At 66.9% G+C, this 26535-nt stretch carries 24 protein-coding genes and 2 tRNA genes; 5 read left to right on the forward strand and 21 right to left on the reverse strand.

What is annotated here, in order from left to right:
• Positions 1-6: 6 nt before the first annotated feature.
• The 12 genes from fabZ to rpsB form a co-directional block, all read right to left on the reverse strand.
• Positions 7-450, reverse strand: a complete 444-nt coding sequence (gene fabZ / locus E5P3_RS18125; RefSeq protein WP_068679509.1) for a 3-hydroxyacyl-ACP dehydratase FabZ — start codon at positions 448-450, stop codon at positions 7-9.
• Positions 447-1433 (reverse strand): UDP-3-O-(3-hydroxymyristoyl)glucosamine N-acyltransferase, encoded by a 987-nt coding sequence (gene lpxD, locus E5P3_RS18130; RefSeq protein WP_162587243.1) that lies wholly within the window; start codon positions 1431-1433, stop codon positions 447-449. The genes fabZ and lpxD overlap by 4 nt, the downstream gene beginning before the upstream one ends.
• Before the next feature lie 14 nt (positions 1434-1447).
• The gene (locus tag E5P3_RS18135; RefSeq protein WP_162587244.1) at positions 1448-1975 is read right to left on the reverse strand and encodes an OmpH family outer membrane protein; all 528 of its coding nucleotides are present in this window, start codon (positions 1973-1975) and stop codon (positions 1448-1450) included.
• Entirely contained in the window at positions 1975-4392 is a 2418-nt protein-coding gene (gene bamA / locus E5P3_RS18140; protein ID WP_162587245.1) for an outer membrane protein assembly factor BamA, read from the reverse strand. Before bamA ends, E5P3_RS18135 begins: the two co-directional genes overlap by 1 nt.
• Before the next feature lie 38 nt (positions 4393-4430).
• Positions 4431-5801 (reverse strand): RIP metalloprotease RseP, encoded by a 1371-nt coding sequence (gene rseP, locus E5P3_RS18145; RefSeq protein ID WP_162587246.1) that lies wholly within the window; start codon positions 5799-5801, stop codon positions 4431-4433.
• A gap of 25 nt (positions 5802-5826) precedes the next feature.
• The gene (gene ispC, locus E5P3_RS18150) at positions 5827-7008 is read right to left on the reverse strand and encodes a 1-deoxy-D-xylulose-5-phosphate reductoisomerase (protein ID WP_162587247.1); all 1182 of its coding nucleotides are present in this window, start codon (positions 7006-7008) and stop codon (positions 5827-5829) included.
• A gap of 5 nt (positions 7009-7013) precedes the next feature.
• On the reverse strand, positions 7014-7859 hold the full coding sequence (locus E5P3_RS18155; RefSeq protein ID WP_162587248.1) for a phosphatidate cytidylyltransferase: 846 nt from the start codon (positions 7857-7859) through the stop codon (positions 7014-7016).
• A 6-nt stretch (positions 7860-7865) separates the two neighbouring features.
• Positions 7866-8603 (reverse strand): polyprenyl diphosphate synthase, encoded by a 738-nt coding sequence (uppS, locus tag E5P3_RS18160; protein WP_162587249.1) that lies wholly within the window; start codon positions 8601-8603, stop codon positions 7866-7868.
• A gap of 1 nt (position 8604) precedes the next feature.
• Entirely contained in the window at positions 8605-9165 is a 561-nt protein-coding gene (gene frr / locus E5P3_RS18165; RefSeq protein WP_162587250.1) for a ribosome recycling factor, read from the reverse strand.
• Between the two features lie 13 nt (positions 9166-9178).
• Positions 9179-9901: a UMP kinase gene (gene pyrH / locus E5P3_RS18170; protein ID WP_162575268.1), complete on the reverse strand. Its 723-nt coding sequence runs from the start codon at positions 9899-9901 to the stop codon at positions 9179-9181.
• Positions 9902-9990: 89 nt separating this feature from the next.
• Positions 9991-10917: a translation elongation factor Ts gene (tsf, locus tag E5P3_RS18175; RefSeq protein WP_068679488.1), complete on the reverse strand. Its 927-nt coding sequence runs from the start codon at positions 10915-10917 to the stop codon at positions 9991-9993.
• A gap of 112 nt (positions 10918-11029) precedes the next feature.
• Positions 11030-11785, reverse strand: coding sequence for a 30S ribosomal protein S2 (gene rpsB / locus E5P3_RS18180; protein ID WP_162587251.1), 756 nt, complete (start codon positions 11783-11785; stop codon positions 11030-11032).
• A 179-nt stretch (positions 11786-11964) separates the two neighbouring features.
• Here rpsB and E5P3_RS18185 point away from each other — a divergent pair, with 179 nt between their 5' ends.
• The 3 genes from E5P3_RS18185 to E5P3_RS18195 are packed head-to-tail and all read left to right on the forward strand — an operon-like array spanning position 11965 to position 16085.
• A complete protein-coding gene (locus tag E5P3_RS18185) occupies positions 11965-13296 on the forward strand; it encodes an amidase (protein ID WP_162587252.1) in 1332 nt (443 codons plus the stop codon).
• Between the two features lie 45 nt (positions 13297-13341).
• A complete protein-coding gene (locus E5P3_RS18190; protein ID WP_162587253.1) occupies positions 13342-14598 on the forward strand; it encodes a D-amino acid dehydrogenase in 1257 nt (418 codons plus the stop codon).
• 26 nt (positions 14599-14624) lie between these two features.
• A complete protein-coding gene (locus E5P3_RS18195) occupies positions 14625-16085 on the forward strand; it encodes an NAD(P)H-hydrate dehydratase (protein ID WP_162587254.1) in 1461 nt (486 codons plus the stop codon).
• A gap of 16 nt (positions 16086-16101) precedes the next feature.
• Here the strand turns inward: E5P3_RS18195 and E5P3_RS18200 are convergent, their stop codons facing one another.
• The gene (locus tag E5P3_RS18200; RefSeq protein ID WP_162587255.1) at positions 16102-16863 is read right to left on the reverse strand and encodes an SDR family oxidoreductase; all 762 of its coding nucleotides are present in this window, start codon (positions 16861-16863) and stop codon (positions 16102-16104) included.
• 13 nt (positions 16864-16876) lie between these two features.
• Positions 16877-19159 carry a ribonuclease R gene (gene rnr / locus E5P3_RS18205; protein ID WP_443083252.1) on the reverse strand — a complete coding sequence of 761 codons (2283 nt, stop codon included), beginning with the start codon at positions 19157-19159 and terminating at the stop codon, positions 16877-16879.
• A gap of 74 nt (positions 19160-19233) precedes the next feature.
• On the opposite strand from rnr, the gene E5P3_RS18210 reads away from it, so the two are divergent.
• Positions 19234-19318 (forward strand) — tRNA-Leu (locus E5P3_RS18210).
• An 81-nt stretch (positions 19319-19399) separates the two neighbouring features.
• Here E5P3_RS18210 and rimO read toward each other — a convergent pair.
• The 5 genes from rimO to E5P3_RS18235 all read right to left on the reverse strand — a co-directional run bounded on the left by rimO (position 19400) and on the right by E5P3_RS18235 (position 24376).
• Entirely contained in the window at positions 19400-20806 is a 1407-nt protein-coding gene (rimO, locus tag E5P3_RS18215) for a 30S ribosomal protein S12 methylthiotransferase RimO (RefSeq protein WP_162587256.1), read from the reverse strand.
• A gap of 16 nt (positions 20807-20822) precedes the next feature.
• A complete protein-coding gene (gene phaR / locus E5P3_RS18220; protein WP_162587257.1) occupies positions 20823-21380 on the reverse strand; it encodes a polyhydroxyalkanoate synthesis repressor PhaR in 558 nt (185 codons plus the stop codon).
• Positions 21381-21477: 97 nt separating this feature from the next.
• Complete coding sequence (locus E5P3_RS18225) at positions 21478-21846, reverse strand: hypothetical protein (protein WP_162587258.1); 369 nt, start codon at positions 21844-21846, stop codon at positions 21478-21480.
• Positions 21847-22045: 199 nt separating this feature from the next.
• Positions 22046-22122: transfer RNA gene (locus tag E5P3_RS18230), tRNA-Val, on the reverse strand.
• A gap of 49 nt (positions 22123-22171) precedes the next feature.
• Positions 22172-24376: a RelA/SpoT family protein gene (locus tag E5P3_RS18235; protein ID WP_162589741.1), complete on the reverse strand. Its 2205-nt coding sequence runs from the start codon at positions 24374-24376 to the stop codon at positions 22172-22174.
• A 142-nt stretch (positions 24377-24518) separates the two neighbouring features.
• On the opposite strand from E5P3_RS18235, the gene E5P3_RS18240 reads away from it, so the two are divergent.
• Entirely contained in the window at positions 24519-25289 is a 771-nt protein-coding gene (locus tag E5P3_RS18240) for a 3-hydroxybutyrate dehydrogenase (protein WP_162587259.1), read from the forward strand.
• A 42-nt stretch (positions 25290-25331) separates the two neighbouring features.
• Here the strand turns inward: E5P3_RS18240 and E5P3_RS18245 are convergent, their stop codons facing one another.
• Complete coding sequence (locus E5P3_RS18245) at positions 25332-26039, reverse strand: SIMPL domain-containing protein (protein ID WP_162587260.1); 708 nt, start codon at positions 26037-26039, stop codon at positions 25332-25334.
• Positions 26040-26092: 53 nt separating this feature from the next.
• Positions 26093-26503, reverse strand: coding sequence for a hypothetical protein (locus E5P3_RS18250; protein ID WP_162587261.1), 411 nt, complete (start codon positions 26501-26503; stop codon positions 26093-26095).
• Positions 26504-26535 lie beyond the last annotated feature (32 nt).

The raw sequence follows: 26535 nt of genomic DNA on the forward strand, positions 1-26535 counted from the left end.
GCACGATCAGCTGATCTGGCGCATCGCGCACATCAAGCTGGCTTCGCAGGCCAGCTCGCTGCCGACCAGCGCGCGCCCCTTGAACTTCGATATGCCAGCCTTCATGCGCTCGATCTCGACCTCGAGCGTCAACTGGTCACCGGGCTCCACCGGGCGCTTGAAGCGCGCGCCGTCGATGGCCGCGAAGTAGTACACGGTGTTGTCGTCCGGAACGATGTCCAGCGAATGGAAGGACAGCAGCGCCGCGGCCTGCGCCATGGCCTCCAGCATCAGCACGCCAGGCATCACCGGACGGTGCGGGAAGTGGCCGTTGAAGAACGGCTCGTTCATGGTCACGTTCTTGAGCGCCGTGATGCGCTTGCCCTTTTCCATCTCGAGCACGCGGTCCACCAGCAGGAAGGGGTAGCGGTGGGGCAGTAGTTTGAGGATCTGATGGATGTCGAGCGTCATGATTGCTTGTCCTGCATCGCCGATTTTTCCAGCGCCTTGAGGCGTTCCCGCAGGGCGTGCAGTTGTTTGAGGGTCGCGGCATTTCTCTCCCAGGCGGCATTGTCGTCGATGGGAAACACGCCGGTGTACTGGCCCGGCTTGAGAATGGAGCGCGTGACCACCGTCGCGGCCGAGATGTGGACTCCGTCCGCCATCCTCAGGTGCCCCAGCACGATCGCGCCGCCGCCGATGGTGCAGTTCGCACCGATGTCGGCACTGCCCGCCACGCCGACGCAACCGGCCATGGCGGTGTTCCGGCCCACGCGCACGTTGTGGCCGATCTGGATCAGGTTATCGAGCTTGACGCCGTCCTCGATGACCGTGTCCTCGAGCGCGCCGCGGTCGATGCAGGTGTTGGCGCCGATCTCCACGTCATCGCCGATGCGCACTGCGCCGAGCTGCTCGATCTTGACCCAGGTGCCCTGGTGCGGCGCGAGCCCGAAGCCATCGGCCCCGATCACCACGCCGGGATGCAGCAGGCAACGGGCGCCGACGATGCAGTCCTCGCTCACCGTCACCCTGGACTTCAGGACCGTCTGCGCGCCGATGCGCGCACCCCGCTCGACCACGCATAGCGCGCCGATGCGCGCGCTGGGGTCGATGTGTGCATCGGGGTCGATCACCGCGCTGGGATGGATGCGCGCGCCCTCGGGCCTGGCGTGGGACTGCTTCCACATCTGCGTCAGGCGGGCGAAGTAGAGGTAGGGATCGGGCGCCAGGATGAACGCACCGCGCCGGGCCGCCACCTCCCGCATCGCCGGCGACACGATGACGCAGCCGGCCTTCGAGGCCGCAAGCTCCTTCTGGTACTTGGGATGGCTCAGGAAGCTGAGCGCATCTGCCTGCGCAGTCGCCAGCGGCGCGAGGCGCTCGATCGACAGCCCAGGATCGCCCTGCAGTTCGCCGCCGAGGGCTTCAACGATTGCGCCTAGCCGCAGTGCCACACGGGTTCACGGCGTCACTTGCCGTTGCCAACGGACGCGTTCAGCGCCTTGATCACCTTTTCGGTGATGTCGTGCTTGGGATTGATGTAGATCGCTTCTTGCAGGATCGCGTCGTACTTCTCGGCCTCTGCCACCTGCTTGACCACGCGGTTGGCGCGCTCGTAGACCTGCTGCAGCTCTTCGTTCTTGCGCGCGTTGAGATCTTCCTGGAATTCACGGCGGCGGCGCTGGAAGTCGCGGTCCTGGTCGACCAGGGCGCGCTGGCGGGAGGTGCGCTGGCTCTCCGACATGGTGGGCGCCTCGCGCTCGAACTTCTCGGAGGCAGCCTTGAGCGCCTCGCCCTGCGCCTGCAGATCCTTCTCGCGCTTCAGGAATTCCGATTCGAGTTTCGCCTGGGCGGCCTTGGCAGGTTGCGCCTCGCGCAGCACGCGATCGGGATTGACGAAGCCGATGCGGAAGGTTTCCTGCGCATGCGCGGGCGTGCCCACGAGCGCGAAAGCGGGGATCAGCAGCGCACCGGCGGCACGAAGCAAAGGAGTCATTAGAAGGAGGTTCCGATCTGGAATTGCAGGCGTTGGATTCTATCCTTCGGGATGGGATGCGAGGGGTCGCTGAAGTCTTCCTTCTGCTGCCGGACGGGGATTGCGTAGGCCAGGCGCAGAGGGCCGAGCGGCGAGATCCAGCTGATACCGAGGCCCACCGAGGCGCGCAGCTTCTGCTGCGCCTTCCACTGCGCGTCCGACATTCCGAATGGGCGGGACTCCGCAAACACATTGCCGACGTCGAAGAAGCCGTAGAGCCGCAGCGTGCGATCGTTGCCGGCGCCCGGGAAAGGCGTGCTGAGCTCCATGTTGAAGATGGCCTTCTTGGTGCCGCCGAGCGCCGCCCCTTCGGTTTGCCCGAAGAGCGGAGCGTCGCGCGGGCCGAGCGAGTTCTGCTCGAATCCGCGCACCGACCCCAGGCCGCCGGCGTAGAAGTTCTTGAAGATCGGATAGGGCTTGCTGCCGATAGGCTTGGCAAAGCCCACTTCGCCGTTGATCGCAAAGGTGTACTGCTTGCTGATCGGGAAGAACTGCTGATACGAATAGCTGGTCTTCCAGTACTTCATGTCGCCGCCGGCACCGATCTCGAGATTGGCGCGCTGCAGCCTGCCGCGGGTCGGCACCAGCGCGCTGTCGCGGTCGTCGCGCGACCAACCCACGCTCAGCGGCACGCCCCAGACGTTGTCGTTGGTGCATTCGGCGACGAGGCCCTGCTCGTTGGTCGAGCAGCCGAAATAGTTGCGGTAGGACTGGGGCGTCAGGTAGGCGACGTTACCGCCCGGATCGAAGCGGTAGCGCTCCAGGCCAATGCCGAAGAAGATCGTGTCGACCTCGCTGAACGGCACGCCGAAGCGGACCGTGCCGCCCTCGTTGACCAGCCGGTAGTCGCCGTCGACGCTGTAGTAGGGCCGCGTGGTGGTGTGGTACAGGCTGAAGCTGCGGGAGATGCCGTCCTTGGTGAAGTACGGATCGGTGGTCGTGAGCGAGAGCGTGCGGGCGTACTTGCTGGTGTTGACCTGCAGGCCCAGGTAATTGCCCGAACCGAAGACGTTCTCCTGCGCGATGCCGAAGGTGAAGGACACCTTCTCGGCGCTCGAGAAGCCGGCACCCAGCTGCAGCGTCCCGGTCGGCTTTTCGGCCACGTTGATCGTCAGGTCCACCTGGTCCGGCGAGCCCGGCACCTCCTGCGTCTCGACGCTCACGTCCGTGAAGAAGCCCAGGCGGTCCACCCGGTCGCGCGACAGCTTGATCTTGTCGCCGTCGTACCACGACGCCTCGTACTGGCGGAACTCCCGCCGGATCACCTCGTCGCGCGTCTTGTTGTTGCCGCCGATGGCCACCCGCCGCACGTAGACCCGCCGCGAAGGCTCCGCCTTCAGGGTCAGGCTCACCCGGTTGTTCGTGCGGTCGATCTCCGGCTCGGCCTGCACCCGCGCGAATGCGTAGCCGAAGGTGCCGAAGTAGTCGGTGAAGGCCTTGGTCGTCTCGCTGACCTGCTCGCCGTTGTAGGGCTCGCCAGGACGGATGGTGACCAGGGACTTGAACTCGTCGTCGCGCCCCAGGTAATTGCCCTCGAGCTTGACACCGGCCACCACGAACTTCTCCCCCTCGGTGATGTTCACGGTGATGCTCAGGTCCTGGCGGTCCGGGGAGATGGCCACCTGGGTCGAGTCGATGCGGAACTCCAGGTAGCCGCGGGTGATGTAGTAGGAGCGCAGGGTCTCCAGGTCGGCGTTGAGCTTGGCGCGCGAGTACTGGTTGCTCTTGGTGTACCAGCTCATCCAGCCGCCTGCGTCCTGGTCGAAGAGATCGAGCAGGGTGCCCTCGCTGAAGGCCTTGTTGCCCACGATGTGGACCTCGCGGATGCGCGCGGGCTCGCCTTCGGTCACCGTGAAGGTGAGGTTGACGCGGTTGCGCTCGATGGGAGTGACGGTGGTCACGACCTGGGCGTTGTAGAGGCTGCGGCTGATGTACTGGCGCTTGAGCTCCTGCTCGGCGCGGTCGGCCAGTGCCTTGTCGTAAGGGCGGCCGTCGGCCAGGCCGACTTCACGCAGCGCCTTCTGCAGGGCGGCCTTGTCGAACTCCTTGGTGCCCACGAAGTCGACGTCGGCGATGGTGGGGCGCTCCTCGACGATGACGACGAGGACGTTGCCGCTGACGTCGATGCGCACGTCCTTGAAGAGACCCAGGTCGAACAGTGCGCGGATGGCGGCCGAGCCGCGCTCGTCGTTGTAGGTGTCGCCTACACGGAGCGGCAGCGAGGCGAAGATGGTGCCGGGCTCGACGCGCTGGAGGCCTTCGACCCGGATGTCGCGCACCGTGAAGGGCTCGATGGCCCAGGCGGCAGTAGCCGAGAGCGCGCTGACAATCAGCATGGAAACGCTGCGCAGGCGAAAGCGACTGAATTTCTTATTCATCTGTGATTTGAGCCGGCGCGCAAAGGGCCGACAGATAGTTAACCAAAGAGTCGAGTCACATCGTTGAAGATCGCGATCGACATCATGACCAGCAGCAGCGCGACACCGCCGCGCTGGAGCCGTTCCATCCAAGCATCGGAGACGCTCCTGCCGGTCAGGCCCTCCCAAAGATAATACATCAGGTGTCCTCCATCGAGGACCGGCAGCGGCATGAGGTTCAGCACACCGAGACTCACGCTGATGAGCGCGAGAAACACGAGGTACTGCGTGAATCCCAGGCTGGCGGACTTGCCTGCATAGTCGGCGATGGTCAACGGCCCGCTCAGGTTCTTGATCGAAGCTTCGCCGATCAACATCTTGCCCATCATGCGCACGGTGAGCGCCGACACCTCCCAGGTGCGCACCAGGCCTCGCCAGATGCCGTCGACCACGCCCTGCCGCACCGTCACCATCTCCGGCGGCGAGCCCACGTAGGCGCCGACACGGCCAACCTTGTTGCCGCCCTCCTCGCGCACCTCGGGCGTGACCTCGATGCGCACCGACTGCCCGCCGCGCTCGACATGCCACACCTGGGTGCGCGGCTGGCCGGCATCGACCGAGGCGCGGATCACCTCGCGCAACTGCTGCCCGTCGACAATGGCAGTGGGCCCCACCGTGCTCACCACGTCCCCGCTGCGCAGACCAGAGCGCTCGGCCGCGCCGCCCGCCATCAGCTCGCCGATCTCGGGACGGGTCAACGGCGCGACCACGCCGATCCTGCGGAACATCTGTGCGTCTGCATCCTTGGCACCGACTCGGCTGAGCGGCAGCACGACCTCGCGCGCGGGCCGCCCGCCCTCGCCCGCGATCTCGAGCGTGAGGTCGCGGCCGTCGAGCGCGCCGCGCGTGATGCGCCAGCGCAGGTCCTCGAAAGACTGCACCGGCTCGCGCTCGCCCTCGAAGCCAGCGCGGATGACATGCTCGCCTCCGCGCAGGCCCGCCTGTTCGGCCAACGAGCCCGCCACCGGACGTGCGAGCCTGGCGACAGGTTCCTCGACGCCGATCCAGTTGACGGCCGTGTAAAGCACCACGGCCAGCAGCAGGTTGGCGATCGGCCCAGCGGCCACGATGGCTGCACGCGATCGCAGCGGCTGGGTGTTGAAGGCGCGGTGGCGCTCCTGCGCCAGCACGGGGCCCTCGCGCTCGTCGAGCATCTTCACGTAGCCGCCAAGGGGGAAGGCCGCGATCACGAACTCGGTGTCCTGGCCAGGATGCTGGCGCCTGGGCTTCCAGCTGAAGAGCGTATGGCCGAAGCCGATGGAGAAGCGCAGCACCTTGACGCCGCAGGCCACCGCAACGCGGTAGTGGCCGTACTCGTGCACGGCGATCAGCAGAGCCAGGGCGACGATGAAGGCGACGACGGTGAGCATGGTGTCCCCTGGTTGTGGGAGTGGGTCAGGCCGCGAAGCGCAGCGCCGCCGCATCGGCCGCCGCCCGCGCACTGGCGTCCAGTGCCAGCAGATCGGCCAGCGATGCCGGATTGGAGGGCAGCACCGCCTCCAAAGTTTCCATGTTCACGGCATGGATGCGGTCGAAGCGCAGGCGATGCTGCAGGAAGGCGTCGACCGCGACCTCATTGGCTGCATTGAGCACGGCGGTCGTGCCCGGTGCCGCGCGTAGCGCATGCCACGCCAGGCCCAGGCCGGGGAAGAGCTGCGCATCGGGTGCATCGAAGGTCAGCGCCGCGAGTTGCCGGAAGTCGAGCTGCGCCGCGCCGCTCTCGATGCGCTCGGGCCAGGCCAGTCCGACGGCGATGGGCACGCGCATGTCCGGGGTGCCGAGCTGCGCGATCACCGACGCGTCCGTGAACTGCACCATCGAGTGCACCACGCTTTGCGGATGGATCACGACCTCGATTCGCTCCGGCGCGACGCCGAACAGATGGCGCGCTTCGATCACCTCGAGCGCCTTGTTCATCATGGTGGCCGAATCCACCGAGATCTTGCGCCCCATGACCCAGTTCGGATGGGCGCAGGCCTGCTCCGGCGTCACCGCGGCCAGCGTCTCCGGCGACCGCGTGCGGAACGGCCCGCCGGAGGCGGTCAGGATGATCTTGTCGATGCGGCGCGGCCACGTGCCAGGATCCTCCGGCAGCGACTGGAAAATGGCCGAATGCTCGCTGTCGATCGGCAGCAGCGTCGACCCGCCCTCGCGCACCGTGCGCATGAAGAGCTCGCCGCCGACCACCAGGGCCTCCTTGTTGGCCAGCAACAACCGCTTGCCGGCGCGGGCCGCGGCCAGGCAGGGCCCGAGGCCGGCGGCACCGACGATCGCAGCCATCACCGCATCGCAGTCCTCGTGCGAGGCGATGGATTCGATGGCGCCAGCACCCTGCAGCACCTCCGTGCGCAGCCCGCTATGCCGGAGCTTGTCGACCAGCAGCCGGGCATGCGGCGCGCTGGCCATGACCGCGAACTTCGGCGCGAAGCGATGGCACTGGGCCAGCATCTCATCGACCTTGGTGGACGCCGACAGCGCGAACACCTCGAAGCGCTCGGGATGCCGTGCGATCACGTCGAGCGTGCTCACGCCGACCGAGCCGGTCGAGCCGAGCACGGTGATGCGCTGTCGGTTCATGCCATTCATAAAAATGCCAGCATCATGGCGATGGGCAGTGTAGGCAGCAGCGCATCGACCCGGTCGAGCACGCCGCCATGGCCGGGCAACAGCGCGCTGCTGTCCTTGGCGCCCGCGCTGCGCTTGATCAGCGATTCGACCAGATCGCCCACAACGCTCATCGCGGCCAGGAAGATCACACCGATCAGGAGCAACCACCAGCCGCGTTCGGCCAGCCGGGTGTAGAGGCTGGCCACTGCAGGTCGCACGGCCGAGTCGGCCCAGACCCAGCACAAGGCCAGCACGATCACGCCGAGCATGCCGCCCCAGACGCCCTCCCAGCTCTTGCCGGGACTGATGCTGGGCGCCAGCTTTCCGCGAGTGAAGCGCAGCCCGAAGGTACGCCCGGCGAAATAGGCGAACACGTCGGCCACCCACACCAGCACGAGGATCGAGAGCAGAAAGTTGATGCCGACCATGCGGGCCTGGACCGCGGCCAGCCATGCCACCCAGAGCATCAGCAGACCGCCCACCAGGCGCACGGCCCGGGGCACTCGCGGCCAGCCCGGCACGGCGACGCGCAGCAAGGCGGCGCCGCCCAGGACCCACGACGCGCTCGCAAGGATCCACACTGGCAGCAACGACCGGTCGAGCAATCCCAGCCACCAGGACAGCGCGCACAGCGCCAAAATTTCCGCGCCGAAGAACAGCGACATGCGCGGGCCGTGGCCGTTGAGCCGTCCCCATTCCCAGGCGGCGGCAACCACCAGCACCAGCATCACCCAGGCGAAGGGCACGTGCGAGGGATAGAACAGCGCGGGCAGCAGGATCGCCAGCAGGACGACCGCAGTGATGATGCGTTGTTTGAGCATTTGCGCTCAGGCAGCCTGCGGGTCGCGCCGCGTGTCGCCTGCCACCTGCGCGGAGGTCTGGCCGAACCGCCGCTCGCGGCGCCGAAAGGCCTCGATGGCCTCGTCGAGCGCAGCTTCGTCGAACTCGGGCCAGAGGCGATCACTGAAGAAGAGCTCGGCATAGGCGCTCTGCCACAACAGGAAGTTCGACAACCGCTGCTCGCCGCCAGTGCGGATGAAGAGGTCGGGATCGGGCACGTGCGACAGCGCCATGGCCGCGTCAAGGCTGGCCTCGGTCAGCGGCTCGCCGCGCGCGGCGAGCTGGGCCGCGGCGCGCGCGATATCCCAGCGTCCGCCGTAGTTGAAACAGACGTTGAGGATCAGCCGCGTGTTGTGGGCGGTGGCGGCCTCCGCTTGCAGCAGCCCGCCCGCGATCTTCTCGGACAAGCCGCCGCGCTCGCCCACGAAGTGCAGGCGCACGCCGTCCTGGCTCAGCTTCGGGACCTCCCGGCCGAGCGCGATGACCATCAGGTCCATCAGGCCCGACACTTCCTCGACCGGTCGGTTCCAGTTCTCGGAGGAGAAGGCGAACACCGTCAATACCGCGACGCCACGGTCGGCGCAGGCCTTGACGCAGCGGCGCAGCGACTCGACGCCCTGCTTGTGACCGGCCACCCGCGGCAGGAAGCGGCGCGTGGCCCAGCGCCCATTGCCATCCATGACGATGGCGATGTGATGGGGCACGGCGGCGCTTGGATTGCTCATCTCAGACGGCCATGATGTCCGCCTCTTTGGCAGCCACCAAGCGGTCGATCTCCGCGATATGGCGGTCGGTCACCTTCTGGATCTCGGCCTCGGCCCGCTTCTGATCGTCTTCAGACGCCAGCTTGTCCTTGACCAGCTTCTTGATCGCGTCGTTCGCGTCGCGGCGCAGGTTGCGCGTCGCGATCTTGGCGTTCTCGCCCTCGGTGCGCACCAGCTTGGTCATCTCCCTGCGACGCTCCTCGCTCATGGGAGGCATCGGCACGCGGATCAGGTCGCCCATCGAAGCCGGGTTCAGTCCGAGGTCGCTCTCGCGGATGGCCTTTTCGATCTTGGCCCCCATGCCCTTCTCCCAGGGCTGGACGCTGATGGTGCGCGAGTCGATCAACGCCACGTTCGCCACCTGCGAAAGCGGCACGGATGAGCCGTAGTACTCCACATGGATCGAATCCAGCAGCGCGGGGTTGGCACGCCCGGTGCGGATCTTCGTGAGGTTGTTCTGGAACGCGGCGATCGACTGGTTCATCTTTGCGTCGGTCGCGCTGCGAATATCGGCAATAGTCATCTTCTCTTACTCCTCAGGCATGCACCAGCGTGCCTTCGTCCTCGCCCATCACGACGCGCTTGAGCGCACCGTTCTTGAAGATCGAGAACACCTTGATCGGCAGGTTCTGGTCGCGGCACAGCGCGAAGGCCGTGGCGTCCATGATGCCGAGATTCTGTGCAATGGCCTCGTCGAAGCTCAGGCGCGAATAACGCGTCGCGCTCAGGTCTTTCTTCGGGTCCGCCGTATAGACGCCGTCCACCTTGGTGGCCTTGAGCACCAGTTCCGCACCTATCTCGGCACCGCGCAACGCAGCGGCGGTATCGGTCGTGAAGAAGGGATTGCCGGTGCCGGCCGCGAAGATCACGACCTTGCCCTCTTCGAGGTACTGCAGGGCCTTGGGGCGCACGTAGGGCTCCACCACCTGCTCGATGGCAATGGCGGACATCACCCGCGCGATCAGCCCCTGCTTGTTCATGGCGTCCGCCAGGGCCAGTGCGTTCATCACGGTGGCCAGCATGCCCATGTAGTCGGCTGTTGCGCGGTCCATGCCCACCGAGCCGCCGGCCACGCCGCGGAAGATGTTGCCGCCGCCGATCACGACGGCGACTTCGACCCCCATGTTCACCACCTCTGCCACCTCTGCGACCATGCGGACAATGGTCGCCCGGTTGATGCCGAAGGCATCGTCACCCATCAAGGCCTCGCCGGACAGCTTCAACAAGATTCGCTTGTGGGCTGGGCGGCTTTCGAGCATGGAGGTTTCCTTTTGAGGTGGCGTGACGAGTGTAAAACGTGCGTGTGAAGAAGCGGCAGCGCGCTGCACGCGCCGCCCGATGGCGCCGCTCAGGCCGCCGCCGCCTTGGCAGCCGCGACCTGGGCCGCCACTTCGGCGGCAAAGTCGTCGACCTTCTTCTCGATGCCCTCGCCGACGACGTAGAGCGTGAAGCTCTTGATCGAGGTGTTGGCGGCCTTGAGCATCTGCTCCACGGTCTGCTTGTCGTTCTTTACGAAGGGCTGGTTGTGCAGCGAAACCTCCTTGAGGTACTTCTGCACCCCGCCTTCGATGCGCTTGGCGACGATGTCTGCGGGCTGTGGCTGCTTGCCGGCCGCCTCGGCCGCCTTGCGGTCTTCCTCGGCCTTGCCGGCAGCCACGGCGCGTTCCTTCTCGATCAGTTCGGCCGGCACGTCCGAGCTCGCGATCGAGACCGGCTTCATCGCGGCGACGTGCATCGCCACATCCTTGGCCGCGGTGTCGTCGCCCTCGAACTCGACCATCACGCCGATGCGCGTCCCGTGCAGGTAGGAGGCGAGCTTGCCATTGCCGGCGAAGCGCTTAAAGCGGCGGAAGCTCATGTTCTCGCCGATCTTGCCGATCAGCCCCTTGCGCACGTCTTCCAGCGTCGGGCCGAAGCTGTCCTGCTCGTAGGGCAGCGCGGCCAGCGCGGCCAGGTCGGCGGGGTTGTGCTTGGCGACCAGCATCGCCGCTGCATTGACCAGCGCGAGGAAGCTGTCGTTCTTCGAGACGAAGTCCGTCTCGCAATTGATTTCGACCATGGCGCCCACGCCGCCCTCGACATAGGCTGCGACCACGCCCTCGGCCGTGATGCGGCTCGAAGCCTTGCCGGCCTTGTTGCCCAGCTTGATGCGCAGCAGCTCTTCGGCCTTTTCCATGTTGCCATCGGCCTCGGTCAGGGCCTTCTTGCACTCCATCATCGGGGCGTCGGTCTTTGCGCGCAGTTCGCCGACCATGCTTGCGGTGATTGTTGCCATCTTGTTTCTCCGTTCGGTTTAGCAGTTGCGGCGGCCCGCACCGGGCGCCACGAAAATCAAGTTAAAAAAAAGGGGCATCGAAGCCCCTTCTTCAGGCGCTCGCGAGCGCGAATCAGGCCGAAGCGCCCTCTTCGACCTCGACGAATTCATCAGAATTGCCTTCGGCCACGGCCTTGACCACATCGCTGACGGCGCTGGAACGGCCTTCGATGATTGCATCGGCGATGCCGCGAGCGTACAGCGTGACAGCCTTCGACGAGTCGTCGTTGCCCGGGATCACGTAGTCGATGCCCTCGGGCGAGTGGTTGGAGTCCACCACGCCGATCAGCGGGATGCCCAGCTTCTTGGCCTCGGCCACGGCGATCTTGTGGAAGCCGACGTCGATCACGAAGATGGCGTCGGGCAGCGCGTTCATGTCCTGGATGCCGCCGATGTCCTTCTCGAGCTTCTCGATCTCGCGATTGAAGGTCAGCTGCTCCTTCTTGCTGAGGTTGTCGAGGCCGGCTTCCTGCTGGGCCTTCATGTCCTTCAGGCGCTTGATGGAGGTCTTGACGGTCTTGAAGTTGGTCAGCATGCCGCCGAGCCAGCGGGTGTCGACGAACGGGACGCCGGCGCGACGCGCCTCGGTCGCCACGATCTCGCGGGCCTGGCGCTTGGTACCGACCATCAGGATGGTGCCGCGATTGGCGGTGAGCTGCTTGGCGTACTTCATCGCTTCCTGGAACATCGGAAGCGTTTTTTCCAGGTTGATGATGTGGATCTTGTTGCGATGGCCGAAGATGTACGGGGCCATCTTGGGGTTCCAGAAGCGCGTCTGGTGACCGAAATGGACACCGGCTTCCAGCATTTCGCGCATGGTCGTCGACATAGGAATAACTCCAAAGGTTGGGTCTAAAATCCAGCCCGTTTTGCGATCCTCTCGCGAGGACCGCAACACCTCGAATGGGCTGGTTTGCGGATATGTTTTCGCTGGGAAAGGACCCAGAGTGAAACCCGCAGAGTATAGCACCCACCACTCTTCTCCCCTTCTCCGCGGCCCTCCAAACCATGCGCCCTGACCTGCACGCCACCCGCCTTTCCCTGCTGGCCGGCGCCTCCGACGCGCGCACCGAGATGGAGCATTCCATCACCGCCGCCACTTCCGCTGCCTGCGCGCATGTCTTCACCCGGCCCTTGTTCGACGAAGCGCGCCAGGCAGCCGCGGCGGCAGAGCCCGTGCAACGCCTGGCCGGGCTGGCCTTTTCAGCCAAGGACCTGTTCGACCTCGCCGGCCAGCCGACCCCGGCCGGCTCGGTGGTGCTGGCCCACGCGCCGTCGGCCCGGGCCGACGCTCCGGCCGTGGCCCGCCTGCGCGCTGCCGGCGGCGCCCTGATCGGCCGCACCAACATGACGGAATTCGCCTTCTCCGGGGTGGGCGTCAATCCACACCACGGCACCCCCGTCAATTCGTGCGATCCGGCGGCGCAGCGCATTCCCGGCGGCTCCTCCTCTGGTGCCGCGATCTCCGTGGCCAGCGGCGCAGCCTTCATCGGGCTGGGTTCCGACACCGGCGGCTCGATCCGCATCCCGGCGGCGCTCAACGGGATCGTGGGCTTCAAGAACACAGCGCGCCTGGTGCCGACGGACGGCGCCCTGCCGCTTTCGACCACGCTGGACACGGTCTGCGCCATGACGCGCTCGGTGCGCGACGCCATCACCGCCCACGAGATCCTGGCCGCCCGCCGCGTGACCGCCGGCACGGCGCCGCTTTCCGCCTACCGGCTGGCGGTGGTCAAGGACATGTTCTTCGACGAGATCGAGCCCGCTGTGGCCCACGCCTTCGACCGCACGATGCGCACCCTGCGCGCCGCCGGCGCCCGCATCGACGAGATTGCCCTGCCCGAGCTGGCCGACCTTCGGTCGATCAATGCCACTGGTGGCTTCTCCGCCGCCGAAGCCTATGCCTGGCACCGGCTGCTGCTGGAGCGCAGCGGCGCCGGCTACGACCCGCGCGTGGCCCAGCGCATCCTCAAGGGCGCGACCATGAAGGCGCACGAATACATCGAACTTGTCCGTGCGCGCCGCGATTGGATCACCCGGATGGAAGCCGCTCTTGCCCCCTTCGACGCCCTGCTGTCGCCCACCGTGCCGCTGGTGGCGCCGCGCCTGGCCGAGGTGGCGCCCGGCGCGGAGCGCGACGAGGCCTTCTTCCGCATCAACACGCTGCTGCTGCGCAACCCGTCGGTGGTCAACATGCTCGACGGTTGCGCTCTCTCGCTGCCCTGCCATGCCGAGGGCGAGCTGCCCGTTGGCCTCATGCTCTGGCATGCCGCGCTGCATGACGATGCGGTGCTGGCGGTCGCGCTGCAGGTGGAACGCGAGTTGCAAGCGACCCATTAGGGCCCCGCCCGCGGCGCCGCCTCTTTTCACACCCCAAAGAACCGAATGAAGATCGCGATCGTGGGCGCCGGCATCATCGGCGTCACCACAGCCTGGGAGTTGGCCTCGGACGGACATGAGGTCATGGTTTTCGAGCGCCGCGGCGCCGCCGCCGAGGAATCCAGTTTCGCCAATGCCGGCGTGGTGGCGCCCGGCTACGTCACGCCGTGGGCCGCCCCAGGGATGCGCGTCAAGGTGCTGCGCTCGCTGCTCTCGGCGCACGGCGCGGTCAAGCTGCGATGGCCGCTCACTGGGCGCGACCTGGCCTGGATGGCCCGTTGGCAGCGCGCCTGCCAGCTCGAAAGCTACCTGGCCAATCGCGCGCGCATGCAGCGCCTGGCCTTCTACAGCCGCACCCGGCTGCACGAGATCACCGAGGCGCGCGAGCTCAGTTACGAACGCAGCGATGGCTATCTGGTGCTGCTGCGGTCCAAGCGCGACAAGAAGCTGGTGCAGGCCGGCCTCGAGGTGCTGCGGCAGGCCGGCAGCAGCTTCCGCGAGGTGGACGCCGACGAGGCGCGCCGGATCGAGCCCGCACTCAGCACCGAGACCGCGTTGGCGGGGGCCATCCATCTGCCTGAGGACGAGGTGGCCAATTGCCGCCAGTTCGCGCTGTTGCTCAAGTGGGAGGCCGAGGCCCTGGGCGCCCAGTTCCATTTCAACTGCGACCTCGCGCCGCTCAGCCGTGCCGCACCGACCGAACTGCGGCTGGCCAGCGGCTCCGAGGGTCATCGCTTCGACGCCGTGGTGATGTGTGCCGGGGTGGCCTCGGCCGAGCTGCTGCGGCCACTGGGCCTTCGCATACCGGTTGCGCCGGTCTACGGCCATTCGATCAGTGCCAACATCCGCGAGCCCCTCAACGCCCCTCGCAGTGCCGTGATGGACGAGCGCTACAAGGTTGCCATCTCGCGCCTCGGGCTGCGTGTGCGCGTTGCGGGCAGCGCCGAACTCGGCGGCTCGCTGGACAGCCTTCATCCCGACGCGCTGCGGACGCTCTACAAGGTGCTTCAGGATTGGTTTCCGGGTGCCGTCACCCTGCAGGCCGGCGTCCAGCAATGGAAGGGTGCCCGGCCGATGCTTCCTGATGGCCCGCCCATCATCGGGCCGAGCGGCGTCCCGGGCGTCTGGCTGAACCTGGGCCACGGCTCCAGCGGCTGGGCGCTGTCCTGCGGCAGCGCGCGGGTGCTGGCGGACATGATGGGGGGCCGCGACCCGGGCATCGATCTCGAGGGCCTGGGCATCGAGCGTTTGCTGCAACACTAGGGGCCATCCGCATCCGAGCGCCCGCCATGCAACGCATCACCGCCGCCACTGCCGCCCCGCTGTTCGACATCGCGGCCTCGCGCCGGATCGAACAAGCCGCCGCGGCCGGCCTGCCGCCGCATACGCTGATGCAGCGCGCCGGGCTGGCGGTCGCGCGGCTCGCGATGGCGACCACGCCCCACGCGCGCACGATCTGGATCGCCTGCGGCCCCGGCAACAACGGGGGGGATGGCTTCGAGGCGGCGGCGCAATTACAGCACCGCGGCTTCGCACCGGTCGTCACCCGCATCGGCGACGACGCCCGCCTGCCGGCCGACGCGGCCGTCTCGCTGCAACGTGCGCGCGATGCCGGCGTGCGCTTCGCGGACGCGCCGCCGGCGCATGCCGATCTCGTCATCGACGCCCTGCTCGGCCTCGGCGCCGCCCGCGCACCCGAAGGGGCCATGGCCGACTGGCTGCGGCGCATGCACGCCGGCCCCGCGCCCGTGCTCAGCGTGGACACGCCTTCGGGCCTGAATACCGACACTGGCGTGCTGGCGCTGGACTTCCTCGCTCCTGCCGCCGGCCCGGCTGCCGGGGCCCGCCGCCTGTGCCTCAGTCTGCTGACGCTCAAGCCCGGCCTTTTCACGGCGCAAGGGCGGGACGCGGCCGGCGAGCTGTGGTTCGACGACCTGGACGCGATGCCGGGCACCGAACGGCCCACGGCCCGGCTCCCCGGCAAGCCGCCCGCCCTGCCGCGACCGCACACCTCCCACAAGGGAAGCTACGGCGACGTCGCTGTGATCGGCGGCGCTCCCGGGATGTCGGGCGCGGCCCTGCTGGCAGCCACCGCGGCGCTGCATGCAGGCGCAGGCCGCGTCTACGTCGCGCCCCTCGATGCCGCACTCGCGCCGCTCGACACAGCGCAGCCCGAACTGATGTTCCGGCGACCCGACGCGCTGAACCTGGCGACCATGACCGTGGTCTGCGGCTGCGGCGGCGGCACCGCCGTGCGCGATCCGCTGCCGCGAGTGCTCCAGGAAGCACGGGCGCTGGTGCTGGATGCCGACGCGCTCAATGCCATCGCCGCCGACGGCGCCTTGCAGGCGCTGCTTGCCGCACGCGCCCGCTCGCACCGCTCGACGGTCCTCACGCCCCATCCGCTCGAGGCCGCGCGCCTGCTGGGTACTGGCACGGCCCAGGTGCAAGCCGACCGGCTGCGCGCCGCTCAGCAGCTGGCTGAGCGATTCGGCGCGACGGTGGTCCTCAAGGGCTCCGGGACCATCGTGGCCGCGACGGGCGAAGTGCCGGCGATCAATCCGACCGGCAACGCGCGACTCGCAACCGCGGGTACCGGCGACGTCCTGGCCGGCATGATCGGCGCGGCACTGGCAGCCGGCCGGCCGGCGATGGCGGCCAGCTGCCAAGCCGTCTGGCGGCACGGCGACCTCGCCGACCACTGGCCGGCCAGTATGCCGCTCACCGCCGGCGCGCTCGCGCGCGGTTGAGCGGCTGAAGAACTGCCTAGCCCCGCCCGACGAAGGGCATCTTGGTCGCCATCACCGTGTGGAACAGCACGTTGGCATCCAGCGGCAGGTTCGCCATGTACAGCACCGATTGGCCGACGATGGACACGTCCATCACCGGCTCGATCGCGATCTCGCCGTTGGCCTGCGGTACGCCCTTGGTCATCTTGGCCGCCAGCTCGGTCATCGCGTTGCCGACGTCGATCTGGCCCACTGCGATGTCGTGCTTGCGGCCGTCGAGCGAAGCCGTCTTGGTCAGCCCTTCTACCGCATGCTTGGTCGCCGTGTAGGCCATTGAGTTAGGCCGCGGCGCAGTCGCGGAGATCGAGCCGTTGTTGATGATGCGGCCGCCGCGCGGCGTCTGCGCCTGCATGGTACGGAAAGCCTGCTGGATGCAATAGAACATCCCGTTCAGGTTGATGTCGACCACGCCGCGCCACTGCTCCGGTGTCCACTCCTCGAACGGGCCGGGCGGGTTTCCGACGCCGGCGTTGTTGAACAGCAGGTCGACCCGGCCAAAGCGTTCCACCGCGGCGGCGAACAGGGCCTGCACCGACTCGGGATTGGCCACGTCCGTCGGCACGGCGAAGGCACGCGCGCCGGCTCCCGATTCGTCTGCCACCTGCTCCAGCGGCTCCAGCCGGCGGCCCACCAGCACCACGCTCCAGCCATCGCCCAGGAGGGCCAGTGCGGCGGAGCGGCCGATGCCGGTGCCGGCACCCGTGACGATCGCGATGCGGCTCTTCTTTTCTGCACCCATCTTCGCTTCTCCTTCAACGGCGCGGCTTGCGCCCTTTCATCTTGCTGGCGGCCTTCTTGACGGCCGTACGGAAAGCCTGCATAGCCGACTGTGGCGCCGCGCCGGCAGCATGATCGCTGCGATCGCTGCGTTCAGCGGCAGAAGGCTCGGGCTTCTTGCGCGCACTGCGTTTGGTCGAGGCCTTGGCGGGCACACCCCCGGTCGCGAGGCCCTTGTCCTTCAAGGCGCGCGAGCTCAGCTCCTCGCCCTCCCGCACCAGGCGGAAGTCGATTTTGCGGCCATCGAGGTCGACGCGGCTCACCTGCACGCGCACGCGGGTGCCGATGGCGTACCGGATGCCGGTGCGCTCGCCCCGAAGTTCCTGCCGCTGTTCGTCGAACTTGAAGTATTCGCCGCCGAGCTCGGTGATGTGCACCAGGCCCTCCACGTACATCGCGTCGAGCGTGACGAAGATGCCGAAGGTGGTGGCGGCAGTGACCACGCCGCCGTATTCCTCGCCCAGATGCTCGCGCATGTATTTGCACTTGAGCCAGGCTTCCACGTCGCGGCTGGCTTCGTCGGCGCGCCGCTCGTTGGCGCTGCAGTGCAGGCCCGCCGCCTCCCAGGCCAGCACCTCCTTGCTCGGCGCGACCGTGGCCTTCTGCGGCTTGGCAGTCGGCGACTTGACCCGCGACGCCAACCGCTTGGCGAGCTTCGCATGCGCCTCGCCCGGCGTCGGCAGCATCGGCAGTTGGTACTTGGTCTTGCCCAGGATGGCCTTGATCACCCGATGCACCAGCAGGTCGGGGTAGCGCCGGATCGGGCTGGTGAAGTGCGTGTAGGCCTCGTAGGCCAGGCCGAAGTGGCCGCTGTTGATCGGCGTGTAGATCGCCTGCTGCATCGAGCGCAGCAGCATGGTGTGGATCTGCTGTGCATCGGGCCGTTCCTTCGTCGCCTCTGCGATGGCCTGGAACTCGCCGGGCCTGGGGTCGTCGGTGATCGACAGGCCCACGCCCATGGCCTTGAGGTAGCCGCGCAGGATCTCCTTCTTCTCGGGCGTCGGGCCCTCGTGCACGCGATACAGGCCCGGATGCTTGCCCTCCGCGATGAAGTCGGCGCTGCAGACGTTGGCAGCCAGCATTGCCTCCTCGATCAGACGGTGCGCCTCGTTGCGCGTGCGCGGCACGATCTTCTCGATGCGGCCGGCCTCGTCGCAGATGATCTGCGTCTCGGTGGTCTCGAAGTCGACCGCGCCGCGCTTGCTGCGCTGGGCGAGCAGCGCGCGGTAGACGTCATGCAGGTTGAGCAGGTCCTTCACCCGCTCCTTGCGCTTGGCCGCCTCGGGGCCGCGCGTATTGCCGAGGATCGCTGCCACCTCGGTGTAGGTGAAGCGGGCATGGCTCCACATCACGGCCGGGTAGAACTGGTACGCGTAGATCTCGCCGTCGACGGTCACCAGCATGTCGCACACCATGCACAAGCGCTCGACCTCGGGGTTGAGCGAGCACAGGCCGTTGGACAGCTTCTCCGGCAGCATGGGAATCACGCGGCGCGGGAAATAGACGCTGGTCGCGCGGTCATAAGCATCGATGTCGATGGCCGAGCCGGTATGCACATAGGCGCTGACGTCCGCGATAGCGACCAGCAGGCGCCAGCCCTTGCCGCGGCCCACCTTGGCAGGCTCGCAGTACACGGCATCATCGAAGTCGCGCGCGTCCTCGCCGTCGATGGTGACGAGCGGAACATCGGTCAGGTCGACCCGGCCCTTCTTGTCGATGGCACGCACCTTGTCGGGCAGCGCCTTGGCCTCGGCCAGACAGGCCTCTGAGAACTCGTGCGGCACGCCGTACTTTCGAACGGCGATCTCGATCTCCATGCCCGGATCGTCGATCTCGCCGAGCACCTCCTTCACGCGGCCCACGGGCTGGCCAAAGAGCGCAGGCGGCTCGGTCAACTGCACGACCACCACCTGCCCCACCTTGGCGGTGCCGATCGCGACCTTGGGGATCATCACGTCCTGGCCGTAGCGCTTGTCCTCGGGCGCGACCAGCCAGATGCCGCCTTCGTGCAGAAGCCGGCCGATGATCGGCTGCTCGGGCCGCTCGATGATCTCGACCACGCGGCCCTCGGGCCGGCCGCGGCGATCCTGGCGCACGACGCGCGCCTTGACGCGGTCCTTGTGCAGCACCGCGCGCATCTCGTTGGGGGGCAGATAGATGTCGGCTTCGCCATCGTCGCGCTGCACAAAACCGTGCCCATCGCGATGACCCTGCACCGTTCCTTCGACTTCGTCCAGCAGTCCGCCGGAGTGGCTCAAATTTTTGATATATACTCTCTTTCTTTCCTGAAATTCAATACCTGTTGCAAGGACTTGTTCCGTGCAGCAAGTGGGCCCAGATGGCGGAATTGGTAGACGCACTAGTTTCAGGTACTAGCGAGTAACATCGTGGAGGTTCGAGTCCTCTTCTGGGCACCAAGTTTAGATAATCCCTCTGGGCCATCTTCGATTCAAGCCACCGGCCTCCGGTGGCTTTTTTCTTGTCCGTCGAAAACCGCATCAGACAGGCAACGCGACCAGATCGTGTCCCTCGGCGCCGACGATGCGTGCGCGCGTGAAATCACCGACCTTCAGGGTCTTGCTGATTTTCTCGGGCGGCAACAGCCGCACCGTGCCGTCGATCTCCGGCGCATCGGCGTAGGTCCGCCCCACGCCACCCTTGCGCCCCAGCCCTGGCGCTGAATCGACCAGCACCTGCATCGTGGCACCGATGCGCTGGCGCAGCTTGGTGGTCGACACCGCTTCGGCGACTTCCATGAAGCGCGCGCGCCGCGCCTCGCGCTCCGCCTCGGGCAGCATGCCGGGGATGTCGTTGGCGGCTGCGCCCTGGACCGGGCTGTAGGCGAAGCAGCCCGCGCGATCGATTTCGGCTTCGCGGATGAAGTCGAGCAGATGCTCGAACTCTTCTTCCGTCTCACCGGGGAAGCCGGCGATGAAGGTGCTGCGGATGACGAGCTCGGGACACAGCTCGCGCCAGCGCGCGATGCGCTCCAGGTTCTTCTCGCCGCTGGCGGGCCGCTTCATGCGACGCAGGACCGCAGGATGGCTGTGCTGCAGCGGCACGTCGAGGTAGGGCAGCACCTGGCCGCTGGCCATCAGCGGGATGATCTCGTCGACGCTGGGATAGGGGTACACGTAGTGCAGCCGCACCCATGCGCCGTAGGGCTCGGCAATTTCACCCAGCGTGCGCACCAGCTCCAGCATGCGCGTCTTGACCGGCTTGCCGTCCCAGAAGCCGGTGCGGTACTTGAGGTCGACGCCGTAGGCCGAGGTGTCCTGGCTGATCACCAGCAGTTCCTTCACGCCGCCTTCGAACAGGGCCTTGGCCTCGCTCAGCACATCGCCCACCGGCCGCGACACCAGATCGCCGCGCATCGAGGGAATGATGCAGAAGGTGCAGCGATGGTTGCAGCCCTCGCTGATTTTCAGATAGGCATAGTGCCGCGGCGTCAGCTTCAGGCCTGCGACGCCGAAGGCCTGCGGCACCAGGTCGATGAAGGGGTCGTGCGGCTTGGGCAGATTCGCATGCACCGCGTCCATCACTTCCTGCGTCGCATGGGGGCCGGTGACGGCCAGCACGCTCGGGTGCATCTGGCGCACCAGGTTGCCACCCGCCTCGCCGGTCTTGGCGCCCAGGCAACCGGTGACGATCACGCGGCCATTCTCGGCCAGTGCCTCCCCGATGGTGTCGAGGCTTTCCTTGACGGCATCATCGATGAAGCCGCAAGTGTTGACGATCACCAGGTCGGCACCTTCGAAGGTCTTGGAGGTCTGGTAGCCCTCGGCGCTCAGGCGGGTCAGGATCAGCTCGGAATCCGTGAGTGCCTTGGGACAGCCGAGGCTCACGAATCCCACCTTGGGGGTGGCCGGCGCAGCAATGCGTTCAGGGGAGGCTACTTCGCTCATAACCTCCTATTGTCCCCTAATGGTCAGTCTGGCCGCCTTGGGGTCGCTTGATGCCGAAGGCACCCAGCACTTGCTCGGTATTTTTCTGCATCTGCTCCTGCATCTGCAGGAACACGTTCTTCGATTGCTCGACGTAGTTGCCCATGAGCCCCTGGAGCATGGGCGACTGCATGGTCATGAAGCGCGCCCACATCTCGGGCGTGAGCGCCTGCGCCTTCTCGGCCAGCTGCGCCTGCACCTCGGTCATGGCCTGGATGTTCTTCTCGAGATAGGGCCCCATGTAGCCTTGCATGGCCTGGCCGTAGAAACGGATGATGTTGGCCAGCACCTGCTCGGTGAACATCGGCGCGCCGCCGGCCTCCTCCTCGAGGATGATCTGCAGCAGGATGCTGCGCGTGAGATCGTCACCGCTCTTGGCATCGCGCACCACGAAGGGCGACTTGTCCATCACCAGCTGCTTGACCTCGGTGAGCGTGATGTAGGCGGAGGTTTCCGTGTCGTAGAGCCTGCGGTTGGGATATTTCTTGATCACCCGCTGCGTCGGCTTGTCGCCGGCGGACTTCTTGCTCTGCACTACGGACTCCTTGAGGTTTCGCGTCTTGACGCGCAAACCATTCTAGGGAGCGGTTTTGCTGCACCGCGCCAAGGTTTACCCTGACCGGGGAGCGCCATCAATCCGGAGTGGTCGTGTACTCGGCCCCGCACACTTTGCAGACGGCCGATTCGGGCCTTTCCTCGGTGGCTTCGCGAAAGTGCAGCGGGCTCTTGGTGCCGTTGAAGACCCAACACCGCGGGCAATGCTCATGGCCCGCCAGCGGCAGGTAGCCGCGCGCGCGCTGCTCGGCGCGCTCCCGCGTGACCGGCGATCCTTGTCGCACCGTCCGGGCGACATCCTCGGCCGCCATGGTACCGGCACGGCCGTTGGCGCGGTCGTTGAGCCCGTACACCACGCGCGCGAACTCGAGCGGGGCCTGCCGCAGCAGGGCGGCGAGACGAAGCTCCTCAAGTGCCGGACCGGTCTCAGCCTCTGGCGTGGTCATCGTTTCCCTGCGTCGAGTGGTGTGGTGATAGGGACGGCCAAGGTACCACAACTGTCGGCGTATTCGCCAGTCGACGAAGGCAGTAGACCATGAGGAGGAGGAAGCCCCAGGGAAGCCATTCAACGATGCACGCGAAACGGCTCAATGCGCGAGGCAGCCGCTTGGTTTGGGCGACTGCTTCGAGCTACTTGGAGAAAATTGGTAGGCGCGATTGGACTCGAACCAACGACCCCCACCATGTCAAGGTGGTGCTCTAACCAGCTGAGCTACGCGCCTGTGAGTGTGTCCGAGAGGCCGGAGTATAGCAGCCCGCGAGAGCGCCTTTTCAGCGGCGCCGCGCGGAACGCACGCCGGCCACCGCACTCACCACGCTCAGCACCTGCGCGAGCCGCGCCGCATCGACGATCTCGACGGTGAAGGTCATCCAGGCCGTGCCCTTGACGGACTGCGTCTGCACGCCGATCACGTTCATCTTCTCGCGCGCGAACACATCGGAAATGTCACGCAGCAATCCCTGGCGATCGGCGGCCTCCACCGCCACGTCGACTGCATAGACCGATGCCTCGCCGGCGCGCTGCTCGCCCCACTCGACATCGATGACGCGCTCGGCCTCGCGTCCGGCCATCATGCGGAAATTGCCGCAGTCGGCACGATGAATGCTGACCCCGTGACCGCGCGTGACGAAGCCGCGGATCGCATCGGGTGGCGCCGGCTTGCAGCACTTGGCGAGCTGCGTCATCAGCGAGGAGACTCCTACCACCAGCACGCCGCCCTTGCCCCCACTGCCGCCGGCGCGGGCCTTCTTGATGACCACTCCGTCGTCCGGCCCCTGGGCACGCTCCGGCGGGCGCAGCAGCATCTCGATGTTGCGCAGCGAGAACTCGTCCTTGCCCACCACCTCGAACAGATGATCGGCCGACTTGAAGCCCAACTGCGACGCGAGGTCGTCGAGCTTCAGCGCGGTCTTGCCCTCGCGCTGCAGCACCTTCTCGACCGCCTCGCGACCGCGTGCCATCGTCTCGTGCGTGACCTGCGCATTGAACCAGGCGCGCACCTTTGCACGTGCACGATGGCTTGCCAGGTAGCCAAGCTCCGCATTGAGCCAGTCGCGCGAAGGACCTCCCTCCTTCGTCGCGATGATCTCCACCGTCTGCCCGTTCTGCAGCGGCGTGTTGAGCGGCACCATCGCGCCGTCGACGCGCGCGCCGCGGCAGCGATGCCCCAGGCTGGTGTGCACCGAGTAGGCGAAGTCGACTGCGGTCGCGCCCTGCGGCAATTCGACGATCGCGGCATCGGGCGTGAGGACATAGATGCGGTCGTCGAACAGGCCCTGCCCCTGCGAGCCGTCCGACAGGTCGCGCTCCCAGGCCAGCAGTTGCCGCAGCACCGCGATCTTGGCGTCGTACTCGCCGCTCGCCCAGACGCCCGCGTAGCCCTTGTGGCCCGCCTCCTTGTAGGCCCAGTGCGCCGCCACGCCATGCTCGGCGTGGTCGTGCATCTCCTCGGTCCGGATCTGGATCTCGATGGGCTTGCCGGCCTGGCCATTCACGACCTCGCGCACCACCGTGTGCAGCGATTGATAGCCGTTCGGCTTCGGCCGCGCGATGTAGTCGTCGAACTCCTCGGCGATGGGCTGGAAATTGGAGTGCACCCATGCCAGCGCCGCATAGCAGTCCTTGACGTCGGCCACCACCACGCGCAGCGCCAGGATGTCGAAAACCTGCGCGAAGTCCAGCGCCTTGCCGCGCATCTTCTTGACGATGCTGTAGATGTTCTTCGGCCGCCCCTGCACCGTGGCCTTCACGCCCTCCACGGCCAGTTCACGCTCCAGCCGCGCGCGCAACTGCTCGACGTAGCCTTCGCGCTCCACGCGCTTTTCGTCGAGCAGACGCGCAATCAGCTTGTAGGTCTCGGGCTCGAGGAAGCGGAAGGACAGGTCCTCGATTTCCCACTTGACCTGCCAGATGCCGAGCCGATTTGCCAGCGGCGCGAAGACCTGCAGCGATTCGCGCGCCACGCCTTCCGGCACCGGCTGCTTGCTCGCCGCCGCATAGCGCAAGGTCTGCAGCCGCGAAGCGAGCCGCAGCATTACGACCCGGAGGTCACGCGAGAACGCGAGCAGCATCTTGCGCACGTTCTCCGTTTGCGTGCCGGCGCCGTCGGCCAGGTGCGCGCTGGCCGTGACCGAGCGCGCCTGCTTCTGAACATGCACGAGCTTGGTGGTCTCGACCGCGAGCGCCGCGAAGTTGTCACCGAAGACCTTGGCGATCACCTCCTGCGGGCGGTTCAGATGCTGGCAGGAATAGACCAGGTAGCTGGCTGCCTGCATCGCTTCCGACCCGCCCATCGCCGCCACGATTCCGGCGACGGCGTCGGCATGGGCAAGCGTGTTCTCGCCAGTGTCCAGCGTCTCGTCGGCGATCAACGGCTCGGCGAAGGCCCGGGCCCGCGCGAGCATGTTCTCCTGCACCGGCGTACGCTCCGCGGTCGCGGCCGACAGCGGATAGTCCACCACGGACACACCGGACATCGACGGGCCGGGTTGTTCGCGCTTCACTCGATCACCCCCTCCCAGGCGGTGCGATGGACGGCAGACTCGATCATGGAACGCAGGCAGGCACGATGAAGATAATGAGCTCGTTGCATCCTAATTCATCCGGAGATTGACCATCATGCTCAAAGGCAAAACCGCGCTTGTCACGGGGTCCACCAGTGGCATCGGGCTCGGCATCGCGAAGGCGCTGGCGCAACAGGGCGCCAGCATCGTGCTCAACGGTTTCGGCGATACAGGCAAGCCGAAGGCCGAGATCGAAGCGCTTGGCGTGAAGGTCGACTATCACGGCGCCGACATGAGCAAGCCGTCTGACATCGAAGACATGATGAAGTTCGCGGCCGCCAAATTCGGTCGCGTCGACATCCTGGTGAACAACGCCGGCATCCAGCACGTCGCGAAGGTCGAGGACTTCCCCGTCGAACGCTGGGACGCGGTGATCGCCATCAACCTCACGAGCGCCTTCCACACCACGCGCCTCGCGGTACCGGCGATGCGCGAGGCCAACTGGGGCCGGATCGTCAACATCGCCTCGGCGCACGGACTCGTGGCCTCGGCGCAGAAGTCGGCCTACGTGGCGGCCAAGCACGGCATCGTCGGGCTCACCAAGGCCGTGGCCCTCGAGACGGCCACCACCGGCGTCACCTGCAACGCGATCTGCCCCGGCTGGGTACTGACGCCGCTGGTGCAGAAGCAGATCGACGACCGCTCGGCGCGCGAAGGCATCTCGGTCACGCAAGCCCAGAACGACCTGCTCGGAGAGAAGCAGCCCTCACTGCAGTTCACCACGGTCGAGCAGCTGGGCGGCCTCGCAGTCTTCCTTTGCTCGCCGGCCGCCGACCAGGTGCGCGGCGTGGCCTGGCAGGTCGACGGGGGCTGGACGGCACAGTAGGGAGCGGCCGAGAGCGACCGCGGCAACCGCGCTGCCGCGGGGCTACTTGAGCTGCACCGACCCCGAGACGTTCACGACCACGCTGGTCTTGCCGGCTTCGACCGGCACCGCGGCGTCGTACGACATCTTCGACGAGGCCTCCGCCGCCATCATGCGCGGGCGCATCGGCGGGCCCTGGTTGGCGTTGACAGACACCTCGCGCAACGTATAGCCGCCAAAGCCGAAGTTCTTGGCAAGCTCGGCGGCCTTCTGCTTGAAGTTCTCGATCGCGATGGTCTGCGCCTCCGTCTCGACCTTGGCGCGCTGCTCGCGGCTGAGGCCGAAGCCGATACCGCCGACGGTGAGCGTGGAGATGCGCCCGGCCGTCTGCGTGATGCGCGGAAAGTCCTTCCCCTCCAGCACCAGCTCGGTGGTGCCCGACCAGCCGGTGATCTTCCCGTCGCGCGTGTAGCGCGGCACGAGGCTGAAGTTGCCGGTCCGCACGTCCAGCAGCCCTGGCTGAGCGTTCTTGCGCGCCTCGGTCAGCGCGGCATCCAGGGCGGTCTTCAGCTGGGTTTGCACGGCCGCGGCGTCGGCCGCATCGCGCGTGGTGCTCAGCGTCATGGAGAGCAGGTCCTGCTGCACCTCGACCGTGCCGGCGGCCGACAGCTGCAGCACGTTCTGCGGCGGAGTCCAGGGCGCAGTCTGGGCAAAGGCGGCGCCGGCGCCCAGCAATGCGGCACAGGCCGCGATCTTCCTGATTTTGTTCAAGGCAAGGGATCCCATCGAAAAGAAAAAAGCCGCCATGCCCCGAAGGGCCGGGCTCACGGACGTTGGCTGCGCGGCGCGGTCAGCAGCGTGCTTTTCGGCATCTGTGCCGGCACCAGGCGCTCGGCCGGCTGCGATTCTGCCGAATGGATCAGCTCCTGCCGCAGCTCGGTCCTGGACTCCGGCCGCGGCACCCACTGCTGGCGCACCTGCTGCCGCAGTTCAGCCAGTTCGGCCGGCGTGAGCCGACGACCCGCGGCCGCCTCGTGGCGCATCACCTCCTCGCGCTTGGCCGCCCGGTGCCCCTCGACCGCATCGCGCATTTCGTTGCGCCGCGGGTCGCTCACGCGGATGAAGCCCAAGGGCTCGGCGGGCGCCGGCAGCGAAGCGCACAGCAGCAGCGCAGCGGTCGAGGAGGAAAGAATGAATTTCATGGCGAAGGGATGGCGTTCGAGCCACTGTGCCACTGCTCCTTGTGGCAGAAGCGTCTGGACGGCTA

This window comes from Variovorax sp. RA8 (assembly GCF_901827175.1).
Taxonomy (GTDB): domain Bacteria; phylum Pseudomonadota; class Gammaproteobacteria; order Burkholderiales; family Burkholderiaceae_C; genus Variovorax.

Bases quoted from the DNA above. Each gene is read 5' to 3' on its own strand.
- ispC (WP_162587247.1), bottom strand. From the start codon at position 7,008: ATGAACCGACAGCGCATCACCGTGCTCGGCTCGACCGGCTCGGTCGGC.
- E5P3_RS18225 (WP_162587258.1), bottom strand. From the start codon at position 21,846: ATGACCACGCCAGAGGCTGAGACCGGTCCGGCACTTGAGGAGCTTCGT.
- rseP (WP_162587246.1), bottom strand. From the start codon at position 5,801: ATGCTCACCGTCGTCGCCTTCATCGTCGCCCTGGCTCTGCTGATCGCC.
- E5P3_RS18135 (WP_162587244.1), bottom strand. From the start codon at position 1,975: ATGACTCCTTTGCTTCGTGCCGCCGGTGCGCTGCTGATCCCCGCTTTC.
- E5P3_RS18195 (WP_162587254.1), top strand. From the start codon at position 14,625: ATGCAACGCATCACCGCCGCCACTGCCGCCCCGCTGTTCGACATCGCG.
- E5P3_RS18200 (WP_162587255.1), bottom strand. From the start codon at position 16,863: ATGGGTGCAGAAAAGAAGAGCCGCATCGCGATCGTCACGGGTGCCGGC.
- uppS (WP_162587249.1), bottom strand. From the start codon at position 8,603: ATGAGCAATCCAAGCGCCGCCGTGCCCCATCACATCGCCATCGTCATG.
- E5P3_RS18155 (WP_162587248.1), bottom strand. From the start codon at position 7,859: ATGCTCAAACAACGCATCATCACTGCGGTCGTCCTGCTGGCGATCCTG.
- E5P3_RS18240 (WP_162587259.1), top strand. From the start codon at position 24,519: ATGCTCAAAGGCAAAACCGCGCTTGTCACGGGGTCCACCAGTGGCATC.
- E5P3_RS18185 (WP_162587252.1), top strand. From the start codon at position 11,965: ATGCGCCCTGACCTGCACGCCACCCGCCTTTCCCTGCTGGCCGGCGCC.
- rimO (WP_162587256.1), bottom strand. From the start codon at position 20,806: ATGAGCGAAGTAGCCTCCCCTGAACGCATTGCTGCGCCGGCCACCCCC.
- E5P3_RS18235 (WP_162589741.1), bottom strand. From the start codon at position 24,376: ATGTCCGGTGTGTCCGTGGTGGACTATCCGCTGTCGGCCGCGACCGCG.
- frr (WP_162587250.1), bottom strand. From the start codon at position 9,165: ATGACTATTGCCGATATTCGCAGCGCGACCGACGCAAAGATGAACCAG.
- bamA (WP_162587245.1), bottom strand. From the start codon at position 4,392: ATGAATAAGAAATTCAGTCGCTTTCGCCTGCGCAGCGTTTCCATGCTG.
- E5P3_RS18190 (WP_162587253.1), top strand. From the start codon at position 13,342: ATGAAGATCGCGATCGTGGGCGCCGGCATCATCGGCGTCACCACAGCC.
- tsf (WP_068679488.1), bottom strand. From the start codon at position 10,917: ATGGCAACAATCACCGCAAGCATGGTCGGCGAACTGCGCGCAAAGACC.
- pyrH (WP_162575268.1), bottom strand. From the start codon at position 9,901: ATGCTCGAAAGCCGCCCAGCCCACAAGCGAATCTTGTTGAAGCTGTCC.
- fabZ (WP_068679509.1), bottom strand. From the start codon at position 450: ATGACGCTCGACATCCATCAGATCCTCAAACTACTGCCCCACCGCTAC.
- rpsB (WP_162587251.1), bottom strand. From the start codon at position 11,785: ATGTCGACGACCATGCGCGAAATGCTGGAAGCCGGTGTCCATTTCGGT.